Source organism: Streptomyces sp. NPDC087215, from assembly GCF_044744885.1.
In the GTDB taxonomy this organism is placed as follows: Bacteria; Actinomycetota; Actinomycetes; order Streptomycetales; family Streptomycetaceae; genus Streptomyces.
In genome coordinates, this window is the sequence record NZ_JBIUZD010000003.1 from 158,686 (window position 1) to 174,746 (window position 16,061).

The 16,061-nt window shown below is 73.1% G+C and carries 15 protein-coding genes and 2 tRNA genes; 4 read left to right on the top strand and 13 right to left on the bottom strand.

From position 1 onward, the window contains the following. Window positions 1–23: 23 nt before the first annotated feature. The 5 genes from ACIO92_RS10200 to ACIO92_RS10220 all read right to left on the bottom strand — a co-directional run bounded on the left by ACIO92_RS10200 (window position 24) and on the right by ACIO92_RS10220 (window position 5,011). Window positions 24–1,553, bottom strand: coding sequence for a sensor histidine kinase (locus ACIO92_RS10200; protein WP_401235374.1), 1,530 nt, complete (start codon window positions 1,551–1,553; stop codon window positions 24–26). A 6-nt stretch (window positions 1,554–1,559) separates the two neighbouring features. Beyond that, a complete protein-coding gene (locus tag ACIO92_RS10205) occupies window positions 1,560–2,315 on the bottom strand; it encodes a response regulator transcription factor (RefSeq protein WP_366445375.1) in 756 nt (251 codons plus the stop codon). 164 nt (window positions 2,316–2,479) lie between these two features. Next, complete coding sequence (locus ACIO92_RS10210) at window positions 2,480–3,403, bottom strand: amidohydrolase family protein (RefSeq protein ID WP_402280376.1); 924 nt, start codon at window positions 3,401–3,403, stop codon at window positions 2,480–2,482. 139 nt (window positions 3,404–3,542) lie between these two features. Further along, window positions 3,543–3,878 carry an antibiotic biosynthesis monooxygenase gene (locus tag ACIO92_RS10215; protein ID WP_366445374.1) on the bottom strand — a complete coding sequence of 112 codons (336 nt, stop codon included), beginning with the start codon at window positions 3,876–3,878 and terminating at the stop codon, window positions 3,543–3,545. 260 nt (window positions 3,879–4,138) lie between these two features. Continuing rightward, window positions 4,139–5,011 carry a DUF2797 domain-containing protein gene (locus ACIO92_RS10220; protein ID WP_401235371.1) on the bottom strand — a complete coding sequence of 291 codons (873 nt, stop codon included), beginning with the start codon at window positions 5,009–5,011 and terminating at the stop codon, window positions 4,139–4,141. A 27-nt stretch (window positions 5,012–5,038) separates the two neighbouring features. Between ACIO92_RS10220 and ACIO92_RS10225 the strand changes: the two genes are divergently transcribed. Next, on the top strand, window positions 5,039–5,440 hold the full coding sequence (locus tag ACIO92_RS10225) for a hypothetical protein (RefSeq protein ID WP_401235370.1): 402 nt from the start codon (window positions 5,039–5,041) through the stop codon (window positions 5,438–5,440). 120 nt (window positions 5,441–5,560) lie between these two features. Here the strand turns inward: ACIO92_RS10225 and ACIO92_RS10230 are convergent, their stop codons facing one another. From ACIO92_RS10230 to ACIO92_RS10255, 6 genes are all read right to left on the bottom strand, one after another. Further along, window positions 5,561–6,385 carry a Bro-N domain-containing protein gene (locus ACIO92_RS10230; RefSeq protein ID WP_366445371.1) on the bottom strand — a complete coding sequence of 275 codons (825 nt, stop codon included), beginning with the start codon at window positions 6,383–6,385 and terminating at the stop codon, window positions 5,561–5,563. Between the two features lie 125 nt (window positions 6,386–6,510). Next, window positions 6,511–6,876: a PH domain-containing protein gene (locus ACIO92_RS10235; protein WP_366445370.1), complete on the bottom strand. Its 366-nt coding sequence runs from the start codon at window positions 6,874–6,876 to the stop codon at window positions 6,511–6,513. A gap of 266 nt (window positions 6,877–7,142) precedes the next feature. After that, window positions 7,143–7,655: a stress protein gene (locus ACIO92_RS10240; RefSeq protein ID WP_366445369.1), complete on the bottom strand. Its 513-nt coding sequence runs from the start codon at window positions 7,653–7,655 to the stop codon at window positions 7,143–7,145. A gap of 98 nt (window positions 7,656–7,753) precedes the next feature. Then, a complete protein-coding gene (locus tag ACIO92_RS10245; RefSeq protein ID WP_366445368.1) occupies window positions 7,754–8,314 on the bottom strand; it encodes a stress protein in 561 nt (186 codons plus the stop codon). 248 nt (window positions 8,315–8,562) lie between these two features. Beyond that, the gene (locus ACIO92_RS10250; protein WP_366445367.1) at window positions 8,563–8,841 is read right to left on the bottom strand and encodes a hypothetical protein; all 279 of its coding nucleotides are present in this window, start codon (window positions 8,839–8,841) and stop codon (window positions 8,563–8,565) included. Further along, window positions 8,838–9,038 carry a hypothetical protein gene (locus ACIO92_RS10255; RefSeq protein ID WP_366445366.1) on the bottom strand — a complete coding sequence of 67 codons (201 nt, stop codon included), beginning with the start codon at window positions 9,036–9,038 and terminating at the stop codon, window positions 8,838–8,840. Before ACIO92_RS10255 ends, ACIO92_RS10250 begins: the two co-directional genes overlap by 4 nt. A gap of 483 nt (window positions 9,039–9,521) precedes the next feature. On the opposite strand from ACIO92_RS10255, the gene ACIO92_RS10260 reads away from it, so the two are divergent. Next, window positions 9,522–10,502 carry a LuxR C-terminal-related transcriptional regulator gene (locus ACIO92_RS10260; protein ID WP_366445365.1) on the top strand — a complete coding sequence of 327 codons (981 nt, stop codon included), beginning with the start codon at window positions 9,522–9,524 and terminating at the stop codon, window positions 10,500–10,502. A 182-nt stretch (window positions 10,503–10,684) separates the two neighbouring features. Here ACIO92_RS10260 and ACIO92_RS10265 read toward each other — a convergent pair. After that, window positions 10,685–10,757, bottom strand: a tRNA-Arg gene (locus ACIO92_RS10265). 243 nt (window positions 10,758–11,000) lie between these two features. Then, window positions 11,001–11,091, bottom strand: a tRNA-Ser gene (locus ACIO92_RS10270). Between the two features lie 266 nt (window positions 11,092–11,357). Between ACIO92_RS10270 and ACIO92_RS10275 the strand changes: the two genes are divergently transcribed. Together ACIO92_RS10275 and ACIO92_RS10280 are read left to right on the top strand one after the other, a co-directional pair. After that, window positions 11,358–11,786 carry an SSI family serine proteinase inhibitor gene (locus tag ACIO92_RS10275; RefSeq protein WP_366445364.1) on the top strand — a complete coding sequence of 143 codons (429 nt, stop codon included), beginning with the start codon at window positions 11,358–11,360 and terminating at the stop codon, window positions 11,784–11,786. A 179-nt stretch (window positions 11,787–11,965) separates the two neighbouring features. Beyond that, window positions 11,966–15,853 carry a PAS domain-containing protein gene (locus ACIO92_RS10280; RefSeq protein WP_402280203.1) on the top strand — a complete coding sequence of 1,296 codons (3,888 nt, stop codon included), beginning with the start codon at window positions 11,966–11,968 and terminating at the stop codon, window positions 15,851–15,853. The last annotated feature ends 208 nt before the right edge of the window (window positions 15,854–16,061 follow it).

Consider the following 16,061-nt stretch of genomic DNA (forward strand, 5'->3'; position numbering starts at 1 on the left):
GGGGACCCTCGCCGGGCCCGCTGTCACGGCTGTGTGATCAGCCTGTGGCCCGCCTGTGAGCGGGGGGCGCCCGGGAGCAGAACGGTGAACACGGTCCGGCCCGGGGCGCTCTCGACGCTCACCTCCCCGTCGTGCGCGAGGACCACCGCGCGGACGATGGCGAGCCCGAGCCCGGTGGACCCGGCGGTGCGGGAGCGGGAGGCGTCCCCGCGCGCGAACCGCTCGAAGACGGTGGGCAGCAGGGCGGGCGGGATGCCGGGGCCGTCGTCCTCGATCTGGACGGCGACGGTGTCGGGCCCGGGGCGGACCCGTGCGGTGACCCGGGTCCCGGCCGGAGTGTGGGTACGGGCGTTGGCGAGGAGGTTCACCAGGACCTGGTGGAGCCGGGCGCCGTCGGCGGGGACGGAAGGCCCGCCGTCCTCGGGCAGTTCGAGGCTCCAGCGGTGCTCGGGACCGGCGGCGCGGGCGTCGCTCACGGCGTCCACGACCAGCGGGACGAGGTCGGTCGGCTCGTACGAGAGGGGGCGTCCGGCGTCCAGCCGGGCCAGCAGCAGCAGATCCTCCACCAGGCCCGTCATCCGGGTCGCCTCCGACTCGATCCGGCCGAGCGCGTGCCGGGTGTCGGGCCCGCACTCCTCCCGGCCGCGCCGGGTCAGCTCCGCGTAGCCCCGGATCGAGGCGAGCGGGGTCCGCAGTTCATGGCTGGCGTCCGCGACGAACTGCCGCACCCGGGTCTCGCTCTGCTGACGTGCGTCGAGCGCCGAGTGGACGTGGTCCAGCATCCGGTTGAGTGCCGCGCCGACCTGACCGACCTCGGTCCTCGGATCGGCCTCCGCCTCCGGGACGCGCTGGTGCAGCGCCACCTCGCCGCTGTGCAGCGGCAGCCGGGCGACCTGACGGGCGGTGACGGCCACCCGCCGCAGCGGGCGCAGGGCCACCCCGACGAGCACGCTCCCGGCGAGCGAGGCCGCGACGAGCCCCGCGCCGGTGACGCTCAACTCGACGACGACCAGGGTGGAGAGGGCGTCCTCGACCCCGGCGAGCGGAATACCGGCGAGGAAGGCGCCACGACCGCCCTCCGCGAAGACGACCCGGTACGAGCCGAGTCCGCCGGGCAGATCCACGGTGTGCGGCTCGCCGTCGCGCGGGACGGCGTCGAGCGCGGCCCGCTGGGCCCCGTCGAGCCCCTCGATCGGGAAACGCGGGCCCTCCGTCCCGCCGCTCCCCGCGACCTCCGTCGAATACCCGGCGGAGGAGACGCCGTCGTCGCTCAGCACGGCGCCGAGGCTCCCGATCGGGACACCCGGCCCGCCGAGGAAGGCGAGCGGCTCCCGCTCCGGGGCGGGGCCGGGCTTCGGCATGACCACCGGCGGTCCCGCCGCCCGCTGGGCCAGACCGTCGATCTGCTCGTCGGCCTGGGCGTAGAGGTACGAGCGGAACGCGATCGCCGTGACCGTGCCGATGACGGCCGCGACGACCGCGATCAGGGCTACGGCGGCGACGACGAGCCGGGTCCGCAGCGACCACGGCCGCCGCCCCGACCTGGCGGACACCGCTGGCTACTCGCCCGGCTTGATGAGATATCCGGCCCCGCGCCGGGTGTGGATCATCGGCGCCCGGCCCGCGTCGAGCTTCCGCCGCAGATAGGAGATGTACAGCTCCACGACATTGGCCTGGCCGCCGAAGTCGTAGGACCAGACGCGGTCGAGGATCTGCGCCTTGCTCAGCACCCGGCGCGGATTGCGCATGAGATAGCGCAGCAACTCGAACTCGGTCGCGGTGAGATGGATGGAGACGCCGCCCCGGGTGACCTCGTGACTGTCCTCGTCCAGCGTGAGGTCCCCGACGACGAGCACCGACTCGCTGCGCGCGAGCACCGCCCCCGACCTGCGGACGAGTCCCCGCAGCCGGGCCACGACCTCCTCCAGGCTGAAGGGCTTGGTGACATAGTCGTCGCCGCCCGCCGTGAGCCCGGCGATCCGGTCCTCCACGGCGTCCTTCGCGGTCAGGAACAGCACCGGCACATCGGGCAGCTCCCGCCGGATGCGCCCGAGCAGGCTCAGCCCGTCGACATCGGGCAGCATGACGTCGAGGATCACGGCATCCGGCCGGAACTCACGCGCGGTGCGCAGGGCGGCGGTACCGTCCCCGGCACTGCGCACCTGCCAGCCCTCGTACCGCAGGGCCATCGAGAGCAGCTCGGCCAGCGATGCCTCGTCGTCGACGACGAGCACACGGACGGCGGTTCCGTCGGCACGGAGCAGATCGGCACGGGTGCCGCTTCGGGTGCTCGTGCGGGATGTGGTGACGGTCATGGGCCCACGCTCTCGGCCGCCGCTGAGAGGCCCCTTGCCCTTTCCTGTGAATTGCCTGAGAAACAGCCCTGAGGTTTCACGTGGAACGACGGCCTCCCTGTTTCACATGCTTGTTTCACGTGAAACAGCGGACCTGCGGACTCGGGGGCGGCGGGCCCTCGGCGTCAGGGAGAGCGGTGAGCCCCTGGCGTGAGCTGGAACAGCGCGGCCCCGTTCTCGTACAGGACACCCCGGAGCCAGTCGTCGCCGAGCCCGAGGCGCTCCAGGGCCCGGATCTGATGCGCGTACGGATACGGGATGTTCGGGAAGTCGGAGCCGAGAAGAATGCGGTCGCCGAGGTCCACGAGCCGCTTCAGCTCCCCCTCGGGGAAGGGCGCGAGCCGCTCGCTGAAGTCGGTGAAGGCCATGGTGGTGTCCAGGAGCACGCCCTCGTACCGCTGCGCGAGATCGAGGAAGTCCGCGTACTCCGGCATCCCCATGTGGGCGATGATCACCCTCAGCCGGGGGTGCCGGGCGAGCAGCCGGGCCATGGGACCGGGGCCGGTGAACGGGCCCGGCGCGGGACCGGAGCCGCAGTGGACGACGGTCGGGGTGCCGTTGTCGGAGAGGGTTCCCCACACGGCGTCCAGTCGGCTGTCCGTCGGGTCGAAGCCGCCGACCTGGAGGTGCGCCTTGAAGACCCGGGCACCGGCGTCGAGCGCCCGGCGGACGTACCGGTGGACGCCCGGCTCGGGGAAGAAGGTCGCGGTGTGCAGACAGTCGGGGGTGCGGGCGGCGAAGTCCGCGCCCCAGGCGTTCAGCCACTCCGCCATGCCGGGCTTGTGCGGGTAGAGCATCGCGGTGAAGGCGACCGTGCCGAAGCCGCGCAGGAGCGCGAGCCTGCGGTCCTCCTCCTCTCGGTAGGTGATGGGCCACTCGACACCGGTGAGCGGGCCGACGCCGTCGAAGTAGGACCAGACCTTGTCGAGGACGTTCTGCGGCATGAAGTGCGTGTGCACATCGACGAGCCCGGGAATCCCGAGCCGTTCGACGAGGGCGGGGAGGTCGGTGAGAGCGGGGGCTGGGGGGCGGGCCGAGGCGGGGTCCAGGTCCGGGCCTGCGGCCGGGTCTGGGACGGGATGGTGGTCCTGGTCCTGGTCCTGGGCGGGGGTGTGGTCCCTGTCCGGGACATCGGTGCGGGTCCGGGGGCTGTCGGAGCTCCGGTGGTCGTCGCCCCCGGCGCTGCCGCTACTCGCGCTCAAGGCCGTAGCTCCGCTCGACCCTGCCGATGTGGACGCTGTAGCTCTCGTACCAGTGCTCCCGCCCGTACTCCTTGGCCGCCCGGTGCTCCGCGTCGAGGCGCCAGGCGTCCAGCGACTCCAGATCGCGGAAGTAGGCGACGGTGATGCCGATGCCCCCGGGCGTGCGGGCGGACTCGTAGCCGAGGAAGCCGGGGACCGCGCTGACGACCTCCTTGAGCCGGGAGGCGGTCTCGGCGTACCCCTCCGGGGCGTCGGGCCGGACAGAAGTGAACACGGCGGTGTAGTAGGGCGGTTCGAGGCCCGCCACCAGCTGGGGAGTCATGTGATCACCCTCGCCGGGACGGGACGCGGATGTCCACGCCACCCCGGGAAAGGGATCCAAGACTTTACGAAGGAGGACACGGCGACGGAGCCGACGGCCGGGCACCGGCCGCCGGGGCACACGGGAAGCGCGGACCCCGAGGACGGCGGCCCGGCGGGCCCGCCGGGGCCGGGCGGGGCCGGGCGGGGCCGGGCGCGGCTGGGCGGAGCCGGGCGCGGCTGGGCGGAGCCGGGCGGGGCGGGCGAGCCCGGCGGGGCCCGTCAGAACAGCTCTCCCTGGGCACCCGGGTCGGCGGCCGGGACCGCCACCGGCGACACCGGAACCGAGAGATCCTCGTCGTCCCCGGCGCTCCGGAGCGCCCACCCGCCCATCAGCCGCGTGTCCAGGGCGAGACAGCGCCCGTCGGGGACCAGCAGATGCAGATCGGGCCCGGCGGCGGCCAGCAGCCGCCCGGTGACGACACCCCCGTCGGCCAGCTCGGTGACCGTGCCCGCGAGCGGCGGCAGACCGTCGAGCCCGAAGGCCCCCGCGTGGTCGTGCGGCACCCACTCCAGGGGCTCCAGGGTCTCCGTCCAGCCGCCGACCTCCCGCGCCCGCCGGTACAGCTCCAGGACCTCCGCCGCCCGCTCGGGAGCGGGCGGAAGCGCGTGTCTGACCGCCCGCTTCCGCTCGTACGCGACCCGGTCGGGCACGCCCAGGGCCTGCCGCAGCACCTCCTCGGTGCGCCGGGCGGCCATCAGCGGCCCCCGCCCCAGCCAGCCGAACGTGACGGCGCCCTGTTCGAGCAGCCGGGTCGCGCCCCGCGTCTCGGCGGTGATCCCCACCTTGGTCATGCCGGGCCCGAACCAGGCCAGGTACACGCGGTACGGCCGGGGGTCGTCGAGAAAAGTGTCGGCGGCGACGGAACGGGCCCTGTCGAGCCGGGCGCACTCGGGGCACCGGCCACCGGTGGACCGCCCCGGAACGGCCGCCCCCATGGGGCACGGGTTCTCCCGCGCGCCCGGACAGCGCCGTACTCCCACGGCCCGGAAGGCCAGCCGACGCCCCCGGACGAGCGGGCTGACCCGCCCGCCCCGCCACCGGAGGCCTGGGGTCCCCCCGGCCCAGCCGATCCCCCGGCACCACCACTCCACGACGCCCGTCCCTCCTAAGCTCCCCGGATGTCCAGTCTCCGGCACATCCGTTTCCAGTCCCCGACGAGGAGCCCGCGGGGCCACCGGCCCGGGGTCTTCGGCCTGGCCAACGCGCTGGCCCGCGAGGGCCTGCTCTCGGCCGAGGAGTACGCGGTCTGGCGGGCCTCGAACGACTGGTACGACACGCACGTCCCGAACCCGTCGACGGTGGACCCGACGGTCTACGACCCGGCGGTGAACCCCGGCGCCGCCGCCTGGTTCCTCCCGACGGCGACCGAGGCCCTGGCCCGGGTCGCCCCGTACCTGCGCATCCTGCGGGACCACGGGGTGCCCTGCGTACGTCTGGAGTCGGCGGACCCGGGCCGGATCGTGTACGCCGACACGTACCAGGTGGTGGCGGTGGCCCCACCCGGCGAGGGCGGGGCGTAGAGCCGGGGCCGGACGTCGTCCCCTACGACCGACCGCCCGGAACAGACCGGATGGAACAATCCGCCCGGAACAGCCCGATCAAGGCAGGACAGTCAAGGCAGGACAGTCAGGGCAGGACGGTCAGGGCAGGACGTAGATCCGGGCTCCGTCCGGGTCCGGTTCGCCGACCTCCCTCATGCAGCCCCGCTCGATCAGGAGCCGTACACAGTCCCGTACGCGCTCGCAGGAGAGCCCGGTGCGGCTCGTGACGTCCTGCGGCCGGTAGCGGACCCCGCCCCGGACGAGCGCGGGCGCCAGGCAGCTGGCGACCGTCCGCATGTCGCCGGTGATCGCCCAGGACTCGACGAGTTCCTGCGGGTCGAGCATGACGACGGCACCGGTGCGCTGGCGGGGCACGGCAGGCCGCACAAGGGAGTCGGCGACCCTTGAGAGGCTGTGCCGCGTCTCGCGCAGCAGCTCCGCGTACTCGGCGTGCTCGACATGGGCCGCGGCCCGCTCGTCGAAGCGGCCCTCCAGCCGGACGAGGACGTCGAGCAGTTCCTGCGGCAGGACGAACCCGGCGTACACGGGCGAGGGCCGGAGCCCGTAGCAGCCGGTCCGCTGCACCGAGGCCACCACCTCCGCCGTCCACGCCCGGAACGCCGCCGCCTCGGGCCTCCGGCACACCCCGACGAGCTGCACGAGTCCCCGGAGGCTCACCATCCGCGTCGAGGCCCTGATCCCCGGCCGGCCGAGGAAGTCCACGCCGTCGGTGAGCTCCCGCGCCGACGCCAGGCACTCCGGAGGGAGCGCCACGGTCCGCAGCACCTCCCGGCTCCCCCCGTAGCCGAGCCTCTTCGCCACGTCCACCACCGGGAACCAATGGCCACCGTCGGGCGCGGTCAGCCGCCGCAGGGGTCCGCCGGTGGCGACGTGCGCCAAGTCGTCGATGTCGATCGCGTCCATCGCTCATCACCTCCGCCACGCAAGGTAGGCCGAGGGCATATTCAACTGACATTCAAATCAGACAGGTTCACCCAAAAGGGGAGGCCTCCCGAGGATTCCCGGGAGGCCTCCCCACCGTCAGGGCCCTACCTGGCGACGAACTGCGTGAGGATCGCCTGCACCTCGTAGATGTCGACGCCCTTGGTGAAGGTCTTCTGCACGGGCAGCTGGCTGCCCGAGATCCAGATCTTCAGCTCGGCGTCCAGGTCGAAGGTGCCGGCGGTCTCGACCGCGAAGTGCGTGATGCTCCGGTACGGGATCGAGTGGTACTCGACCTTCTTGCCGGTGATGCCCTGCTTGTCGACCAGCACGAGCCGCCGGTCGGTGAAGAAGATGGTGTCGCGGATCAGCAGGTACGCGGCGTGCACCTGCTCCCCCGGCCCGAGCAGCCGCGCGTAGTCCTGCTGCGCCTGCGCCGGGTCGATCGCGTGCGCGTTTCCGAAGAGTGCCATGTCCCTACCCCCATATGGTGAGAAAGAACGATCATCCGATCCGAACCGGTATGAGGGCAAGAGATCGGCCGGACCGCGTGCCGGAACGGCCGATTCGCCCGAAAACGTGCCGGAACGCCGAGCGACCCCGGCCTCCTGATGGAGGACGGGGTCCCGGGACGAGCCCTGGCGTGCGCTTGCGAGTCGGTTCAGTTCGGGTCGGGTCGGGTCGGGTCGGGTCGGACCTGATCAGATCTGACCTGATCGCGGTTTCAGATCGGGTCGGATCAGAAGGTCACGGTGCCGCCGTTGCGGTTGAACCAGCCCTTGAAGCCCCAGTTGATCCAGCCGCCGTCACCGGTGTTCTTGAAGGTGCCGCCCGCGCCGAAGATCCAGACGCCGTAGTAGACGCTGCCGAACTTGACGTTGGCGTAGAGCTTGACGCTGCCGAGGCTGTCCTCGTACCCCTGGCTCAGGTTGAAGACCATCACGTTGTACTGCCCGCCCGCCGCGTCGAAGACCTTGTCGACCGCCTGCTGGACGAAGGTGCCGCGGTCGTCGGTGTTGATGCTCTTGATCGCGCTCTCGACGGCCGCCTTGTACGGGGCGTCGCCGTGCATCGTGACGATCGGGGCGATGCCGAGGGCGTTCATCTCGCCGGGCTGGGCCGCCTGCGCCGCGGCGGGGGCGGAGGTCGAGGTGCGGGCCTTCTCGGGCCCCTTGTCGGCGGCCTGGGCCGGCAGCGCGGCGACGGCGGTCATGGCGAGGGAGGCGAGGGTGACACCGGCGAGAGAGGTCATACGGCGCATGATGCGAACTCCTGTTCGAATGAAAGGAAAGGGTGAGGTGCGGAGGAGGAACGGGGAGGGGAGGGAGGAGAGCTCGGGGTGATGCCGGGTCACCAGGACCGGTGGAAGGTCACGTTGTTGCCGTTGCGGTCGAACCAGCCCCTGAAGGCCCAGTTGATCCAGCCGCCGTCGCCGTGGTTGGTGAAGGTGCCGGACTCGAACACGATGACCCGGTAGGTGCCGTAGTCGCTCTTGATCCGGGCGTCGAACTGCACACCGTGGAGGTTCGTCGAGATGGAGTTGGCGTTGTTGATGACCATGACGTTGTAGCGCTGGCCGGCGTCGTAGAAGGCGCCCTCCATCAGGGACTTCACGTAGCCCTCGCGGTTCTGCTTCTTCTCCAGGGCGGCCACGGTGATGTTGTAGACCTTCTCCGCGAGACCGATGACCGCGACGATGACCTCGACGGCGACCGCGAAGCCCTGCGTCTTCGGCGGGGCGAGCTGCCCCTTGAGCCCCGCCGTGTTCACGACCGGACCGGGAGCGGCGTACGAGGCCGGGGCGGGGGCGGCGGACACGGAGGCGGCGTACGAGGCGGTCGAGGGCAGCAGGACACCGGCGGCGACGACGGCGCTGATGACGGTGAGGGCGGCGCGCTTACGGTTCTTCATCTCGGATTCTCTTTCTCTCGGTGTTCTCGTGGAGTGGATTCGAACGAATTTCTGACGAACTTCGGACAGATCCCGGACGAATTTCAGACGGACGGGATTCGCCAGAAGGAAGAATGTTCTTTCGGGCAGCGAGGAGTGCCCTTTCGGTCATGCCGATCGATGCGGCAGACCCCGATGATGGGAAGCGAATATCGAGCTTCGGGCAATTCGCGGAACCATGGTGCCGTCCGGGAAACCGGGATGCCACGTCACCAGGAGGTGGTGAGGTGATCGAGTACGTCGTCGGGGGACGAGCGACGGGGACGGCCGGGCCGGGGGGCCTCGGAAGTCCTGCGGTCCGTCAGCCGCCCGACCGCGAGGGCCAGGGCGAATCCGGCCCCGATCCCCAGGAGCGCCGCCAGCCGCAGGGACCTTCCTGTGGCTGCCGTACCGCTGCCGCACGAGGCGACGAGGCGGCTCCCGCCCGGGGTGTACGGGGGGCGTGAGATCCGGCGCGAGCGGTGGACCCCGGTTGTTCCATTGGTCACGTGAGGACTTTCGGGCAGGTGGTGGCGGGGCTGCTCCACTCGGTGTCGTCGGGCTTGTTCTTGCATTTCTCGACGGCCTGGGCGGAGATCCGACCGGATTCCCCGGCGGAACCCAGAGCGGAGGACACGGCGCCGGCACCGGCGCCGACCATGCTCACCGTCAGAGCGGCGGCGCACATGAATCGCATGAGCTTCATCGTGTTCTCCCTGGTCTGGTTCCGGTTTCCCGGGGTTTCCCTCTTCGGTGATTCAAGAATCGCCCGGAAAGAATGGCGGGACCAGAGCGTCGAGGCGTCATCAACGTGCCTGGCACCAAAGAGAGGGGGGTAAACATGACCAAACCGATGGAAAGCGATGCCCTGGACGGCCCTGACAGCGGGCCCCCGGCCCCGGAATCCCCGAATCCACCCGGACGACGGCCGGGCCGACAGCAAAAGGACACGGAGCGGACGGACCCCGGGAAGAAGAACGGGTCGAGGAGCACGGCCCCGGCCCCGGCTCCAGACCCGACCACGGCCCCATCCCCGACCACGGGCACGGGCACGGCCACACCTCCGCCCCAGCCCCCTTCCTCTTCCCCCTCCCCCTCCCCCTCCCCCTCTCCCTCTCCCTCTCCCTCTCCCTCTCCGAAACCGTCGCCCGAGGACTTCACCCTCACGGACGGCTTCGACACCACGACGGTGGGGCTCTACTCCCACCTGCTGCGCCACGGTCCCGCGCCGCTGACCGCCCTGGCGGGCGCCCTCGGTCTGTCGCCGGAGCGGACGGGGGAGGCGGCCGCGGTACTGGCCCGCCACCGCCTCCTCACCCACGCGAAGGAGGAGCCGGAGGGCCCCTGGCACGCCATCAGCCCGTACGCGGCCGCCGCCGAACTCGTCGGCCCGGAGGAGAGCAGACTGCGCCGCCGGCTGGAGGCCCTGGAACGCGCGCGGGCACGGCTCGACTCCCTCGCGCCGCTGTACGAGGACGCCCGGCGGGGCGGCGGGGACTCGGCGGCGGTCGAGACGGTGTCGTCACGGGACCGGGTGATGCTCCTGATCGCCGACGCGGCGGCCCGCTGCACGAAGGAGGTGCTCACCGTCCAGCCCGGCGGCGGACGCCCGGTGGGACACCTGGAGCGGGCGCTGCCCCGGGACCTGGAGATGCTGCGCCGGGGGGTGCGGCTGCACACGCTCTACCAGCACACGGCCCGCTACAGCCCCGGGACTCAGGAGTACGTGGCGGCGGTGATCGAGGCGGGCGCGGAGGTCCGGACGCTGGGCGAACTCTTCGGCAAGATGGTCGTGTTCGACCGGGCGCTGGCGTTCCTGCCGGTCTGGGACGACCCGGACGCGGCCGTCGTCCTGCGCGAGCCGTCGGCGGTCGCGTTCCTCTGTTCGGTCTTCACCCACGCCTGGAACCTGGCGGAGCCGTTCTCGACCTCGTACACGACGACGACGTCGATCCAGCTGCGGGACACGATCGCGGCCCGTCTGGTCACCGGCGCGAAGGACGAACAGATCGCCCGCAGACTGGGCATGTCCCTGCGCACCTGCCGCCGCCACATCGCCCAGCTGATGGAGGAACTGGGCGCCGAGAGCCGCTTCCAGGCGGGCTACCTCCTGGCCCTCCGCTCCCGGGACCCCTCCCACACACCCCCGGAGGCATCGACGGGCCCGTGAGACCGGCCGATCACGGCCCCCGAGGCAGACCGCCGGGCGGTTACGGACCACGGAGGCCACGAGGAGGCGGTGGCGTACCCCCGCCACCGGACACCGGCCCACCATCACCTGACCGAAGGACAGCGACCCAGCCCCCGGATAACGCAAGAGGCCCGGACTCTCGTCCGGGCCTCTCACCTGTGTGCACTCGGCAGGATTCGAACCTGCAACCTTCTGATCCGTAGTCAGATGCTCTATCCGTTAAGCTACGAGTGCTTGTTCTGTTTTCTGTCTTTGCTCTCCGGCCTTTCGGCCCGTTCGCGGCGACAGGAAGAACATTACATGACTGCCGCCGTCATGTGAAATCCATTGGGTGCACCCCTTGTGAGCTGCGAAAACGTCGAGGTTCGCCGAGGGGTGAGACGGCGTGGCGCGGGGGTCCGAGGGGCCGGAACCGGACGGGAAACGGCTGGGAACGAGCGAAGCCCCGGCCTGGTGGGGCCGGGGCTTCGGGTGGGGCGGAGGCGGAGGGATTTGAACCCTCGATGGGCTTTAAGACCCAAACCGCATTAGCAGTGCGGCGCCATAGACCGGACTAGGCGACGCCTCCATGCATCGCGCGCTGACGCGTGCGGTGCGTGCAGATGATGACACAGGCGAACCGTGCGCCACCAATCGATTCTCACCGTACTAGTCCTCCGGGGTCGAGGGCAAAGCCCCGCGAGCCTCTCGTGGCGCCCTCGTGGCGCCCGCCCGGCGCCCGCCCGGCGCACCCCGGTTGCGCAACGCCCCGGCCCCCGGAGCGTTAGACGGGGCGGGCACGCGTGCGCCCCGCGCCCGTCGTCCACGCCGCACCCCTCGTCCCTGGAGACCGCCATGCTGCGCAGCTTCGCCACCCTCGCCACTCTCGCCACCACCGCCGCCGGGACCTCCGTGCTCGGTCCGCTGCCTCCGCTGCCGCTGTTCTCCGCGCCGGACTCGCTGACCGTGACCGTCTCCCAGAGCGGGAACCCGAGCGCCGACGGCACCTTCGACCTCACCTGCGACGACCGGGCCGACGGGAACCACCCGGCCCGCGAGGACGCCTGTGCGCGCCTCGGACGCCTCGCCGAAGAGGGCGCGAACCCGTTCAAGGAGGTGCCCGCGGACCAGATCTGCACCCAGGTGTACGGCGGTCCCGCCCTCGCGCACATCACCGGTACGTGGCAGGGCCGTAGCGTCGACGCCCGGTTCTCCCGCGCCAACGGCTGCGAGATCGACCGCTGGGAGAAGCTGGAGCCGGTCCTTCCGCTCGTGCGGGGATGAGCGGGAGGATGGGCGGGGGACGAGCGGGGGACGAGCGGGGATCAGGGGGCCGTGTCAGAAGGCCCGCTCCCGGGCTCCCTTAGACTCCCCTCAGTGACAGGCCGCGGCCCGAGGGGCAAGATGGGGCCGGCCGGTCGATCGGCAAGCACGTAGCAGTGCGTCAGGGAGGAAGCGTCGTCGTGAGCAGCAGGCCATCCCGAGGCGCTGCTCGCCTCGCAGCCATACTCGACGCCCTCCCCGACGGCCTGGTGCTCGTCAACTGCAACGGCACGGTCGTCAACGCCAACACCATCGCCCTCGGCATGTTCGAGACGCCGGGCACCGCGCTCGTCGGGCGCGGGCTGCTCGACCTGCTGCCCGCCTTCGACTCGCGGCTCATCCCCGGTTCGATGCGCCTGCCCGAGGCCGCCGACGAGCAGGGCCGTACCAGGCCCGCCCGGATGGTCGCCCGGCGCACCGACGGCAGCGAGTTCCCCGCCGAAGTGACCAGCGCCAGCCTGGAGGACGGCCGGGAGGCCTACGACTCGTACGGCGGCTACACCGGCGACGAGCTGCTCATGCTGGTCGTCCGCGATCTCACCGGCACCCTCGACACCGAGGCCGAACTGGCCCGTTCGCAGCGGCAGACCGAGATGATCCTGCGGGCCGCCTCCGAGGGTGTCGTCGGCACCGACACCGACGGCCGGGTCGTGCTGGTCAACCCCGCCGCCGCGCAGATCCTCGGCTACCGCGCGGGCGAGCTGGGCGGCCAGGAGCTGCACCCGCTGATCCTGGCCAAGCGGTCGGACGGCGATCCCTTCCCGTACGAGGAGTCGCCGCTCGCGGACACCCTCAAGTCGGGGCGCAAGCACCGGGTGCGGGGGCAGGTCCTGTGGGCGAAGAAGGGCGACCGGGTGCCGGTCGACCTGACGACCGCCCCGGTGCGCGACGGCGACCAGCTCGTCGGCGCCGTCATGACCTTCACCGACCGCAGGCCGTACGAGCAGCTCGTCGAGGAGCACACCGCCGAACTCGCCGACCGGGCCGAGCGCGCCGCCGCCGAGCGGGAGGCGCAGCAGGAGCGGTACGCGTCCCTCGCGGCCCGGCACGAGCAGCTGACGGCCGTCCTCGCGCATTCGCTGCGCGGGCCCCTGGAGGAGCTGCGCACCCAGCTCGGGACCCTCGCCGCCGACGACGCCGGGCAGCTCTGGCCCGAGGCCAACCAGGTCCTGCACCATCTGGCCGCCGGGTACGCGCGGATGACCTCGCTGGTCGACAACGTGCTCGGCTACCAGCGGCTCGACGCGGGCGCGGAGAAGCTGGACAAGCACGTCGTGCTCCTCGACGGGGTCGTGACGGCGGGCATCGACAGGGCCGTGGAGCTGATCGGGCCCGGCCGGGCCCAGTTCGCCGTGCACGCGCCGCCGATCGAGGCCGAGGTGGACGCCGTCCGGCTCGGGACGGCGCTCGCGCACCTCGTCGCGGACGTCGCCGGGGTCGACGCGACCGGCCGGAGCCGGGCCGCCACGGGGGGTTCCGCCCCCGCCGACTCCACCATCGTGGTCGCGGCGGCGCAGCGCGGTGACGTCGTCCGCATCGAGGTCCGCGGTCCGTACGCGGGTGGCGATCCGGTCCACGGGCCGGTCGTCCGGGGCATCGTGGCTCTGCACGGCGGTGTCGTGCAGACCCATGAGGTGCCGGGGACGAGCGGCGGCGCGTACGTCCTGGAGGTGCCGCTCGGCTCGGGCCGGGGCACGGTCACTCCGCCGTCAGGACCCTCAGGGCCGTCAGGACCTTCCGGGACCGGCCCGCGGCCGGGGCGGCGCGAGGCCCTCGCCCTGCCCGCGCAGGCCTCCCCGGCGGTCCCGCGGCCCACGGCCCGCGACTCCGCCCCCGGCGGGCCGGGGATCTCCGCCGGGACCAGCGCTCCTGACGCGCTGTCGGGTACGGGTACGGGCCCGGGGACAGCCACCGTGCCGGGCCCGGCGCCCGGTGCCGTCGCGCTCGTCGGCGATCCGTCCGAGGCGCCCGGGGCCGAGGCCTCCGGCGGGGGGCGGCGACGGGCCCGGCGCGGCTCCACCGACGCCTTCCTGGAGAGCCCGGTCGTGTCCGAGGGCGCCGCCGGGCCCAGTGGCCGTCGCCGGGGCCGTACGGGCGACACCGCCGAGATGATCCCGGCCCAGCAGAACACCGCTCCCCCCGGCGCCGAGCCCACCGGGCGGCGGCGCGGGCGGCCCGCCGAGGGCGCCGTGGTGACCGCCGCCGAGGGCGCGCAGGGCAGGGCCGCGCTCGGTGCCGCCGTGCCGCCGCAGGGCGTCCCGGTGGAGCCGCAGGGCATGGCTCCGGGGCCGTCCGGCCTCGCCCTGGAGCCCCCGGCCGTGCCCGGCCACGCTCCCGCTTCCGCCCTCGCGCTGCCCGCCGTGGCGTCCGAGCCGTCCGAGCCTCAGCCGAGCGGGCGCCGTCGCCGTGCCCTCGCCGCCGCGCAGGAGCGGGCGGCGGCGGCCGACGCGGGGCCCCGGACGCCGTTCGCGCTCCCGCCCGCCGACACCGGCCGTCCGTCCGACGCCGATGCTCCCTCCGGCATCGGCCGTCCCGCCGAAGCCGAGCGGACCGCCCACGCGTCCCCGGACCCCGGGCCGGTCGGTCCCGTGCCCGCCCCGGGGCCCGGGGCCGCGTTCGCCGGTCCGTCGCCGGTCTCCGCCGAGGAGCGGCACGAGGCCGTACGAGGGGTCCCCGGCGCGGACCACACACCTCCGCAGCCGCATCCGCACGTCCAGCCGCAGGAGACCGGGCCCGGTGGTCACCACCGGGCCGTGGCGCTGCCGCTGCCGGAGCCGTACCAGCGGGCGGAGCCGTATGCGGGCCAGGAGCCGGGGAACGGTGCCGGGTCCGCGACGGGCACCGGTTCCGTACCGCTGCCTCCCGAGCTGCCGATGCCGCAGGACTCCGCGCAGGGACGTGCGTTCAGCGTCCGCGCGCTCGGGCAGGGCGGGCCCGCCGTCCGCCCGGCCGGGCCCGTGGCGCCCCCGGCACCCGTGGCACCTCCGTCCGCCCCGCCGTCCGGAGCCGTTCCGGCGGCTGCCGGCTCCCCGGCGCCCGCCTCCAACGGTTCGGGGCGGCGGCGCAGGCTCGCCACTCCGCCGGAGGTCGATCCGCCGGTCCCTGCGGCGGCCCTCCCGGGCGTCGGCGGTGCCCGGCCGCAGTCCTCGGTGCTCGCGCCCGCCGCCCCGGTCTCCGAGGGGCGTTCCTACGCCATAGGGGCGCCCGCCGAGGGTTCCGCCGAGGGCCCCGAGCCGCTGGACGGGCCCGGTGGCGCCGTCGAGGTCGCCAACCGGCCCGCGCCGCGCCCGGTCGACGACGAACTTCCGCCGGAGCCGCTGGACAACCCCCGGCGGCTGCTCGTCTGGCCCGCGCCCGACGTCTCCACCCAGCAGGCGCTGAGCGACCGGGGCTACCGGCCGGTGATCGTGCACTCCCGCGAGGAGGTCGACGCGCAGATCGCCGCCTTCCCCGCCGCGCTCTTCGTGGACCCGCTGACCGGCCCCATCACCCGTACCGCGCTCCAGTCGCTGCGTCAGGCGGCCGTCGCCGCCGAGGTGCCGGTGCTGCTCGCCGCCGGGCTCGGGCAGGCGACCCGGGAGGCGGCGTACGGCGCCGATCCCGCCGTGCTCCTCAAGGCGCTCGCGCCCCGCGACAGCGAGCAGCACCCGTCCAGGGTCCTGCTGATCGAGGAGAACGAGGACATCGCGGAGGCGCTCGCGGCCACCCTGGAGCGGCGCGGGATGCAGGTGGCGCGGGCCTCCTCGGACACCGATGCCGTCACCCTGGCCACCCGGACCCGGCCGAACCTGGTGGTGATGGACCTGATGCAGGTGCGCCGCCGCCGGGCCGGGATCATCGACTGGCTGCGGGCGAACGGGCAGCTCAACCGCACCCCGCTGGTCGTCTACACCTCGGCCGACCTCGCCGCGCAGGAGCTGCCGGGGCTGTCCTCGGGCGAGACGGTGCTGTTCCTCGCGGAGCGCTCGAACAGCACCGAGGTACAGGCCCGGATCGTGGATCTGCTGGCGAAGATAGGCACCAACTGACGTTCCCGCGGACGCGGACGCGGGCATCGGCACGGGCGCCGACACGGACGGGGTTGTCTGCGCGGACGCGGACGTCGGTGCGGACGCGGACGCGGGGAGGGCTTCGTCACCACGAAGCCCTCCCCGCGTCCGTCCGACCACGGCCGGTCCCGGTGCCCCGGTCCTGGCGTAGGCCCGGGTCAGGTCCAGGTCCAGGTCCAGATCCAGC

Excerpts from the sequence above, each read along its gene's own strand:
- ACIO92_RS10205 (WP_366445375.1), bottom strand. The coding sequence starts at position 2,315 with ATGACCGTCACCACATCCCGCACGAGCACCCGAAGCGGCACCCGTGCC.
- ACIO92_RS10215 (WP_366445374.1), bottom strand. The coding sequence starts at position 3,878 with ATGACTCCCCAGCTGGTGGCGGGCCTCGAACCGCCCTACTACACCGCC.
- ACIO92_RS10225 (WP_401235370.1), top strand. The coding sequence starts at position 5,039 with ATGTCCAGTCTCCGGCACATCCGTTTCCAGTCCCCGACGAGGAGCCCG.
- ACIO92_RS10230 (WP_366445371.1), bottom strand. The coding sequence starts at position 6,385 with ATGGACGCGATCGACATCGACGACTTGGCGCACGTCGCCACCGGCGGA.
- ACIO92_RS10235 (WP_366445370.1), bottom strand. The coding sequence starts at position 6,876 with ATGGCACTCTTCGGAAACGCGCACGCGATCGACCCGGCGCAGGCGCAG.
- ACIO92_RS10240 (WP_366445369.1), bottom strand. The coding sequence starts at position 7,655 with ATGACCTCTCTCGCCGGTGTCACCCTCGCCTCCCTCGCCATGACCGCC.
- ACIO92_RS10245 (WP_366445368.1), bottom strand. The coding sequence starts at position 8,314 with ATGAAGAACCGTAAGCGCGCCGCCCTCACCGTCATCAGCGCCGTCGTC.
- ACIO92_RS10255 (WP_366445366.1), bottom strand. The coding sequence starts at position 9,038 with ATGAAGCTCATGCGATTCATGTGCGCCGCCGCTCTGACGGTGAGCATG.
- ACIO92_RS10275 (WP_366445364.1), top strand. The coding sequence starts at position 11,358 with ATGCTGCGCAGCTTCGCCACCCTCGCCACTCTCGCCACCACCGCCGCC.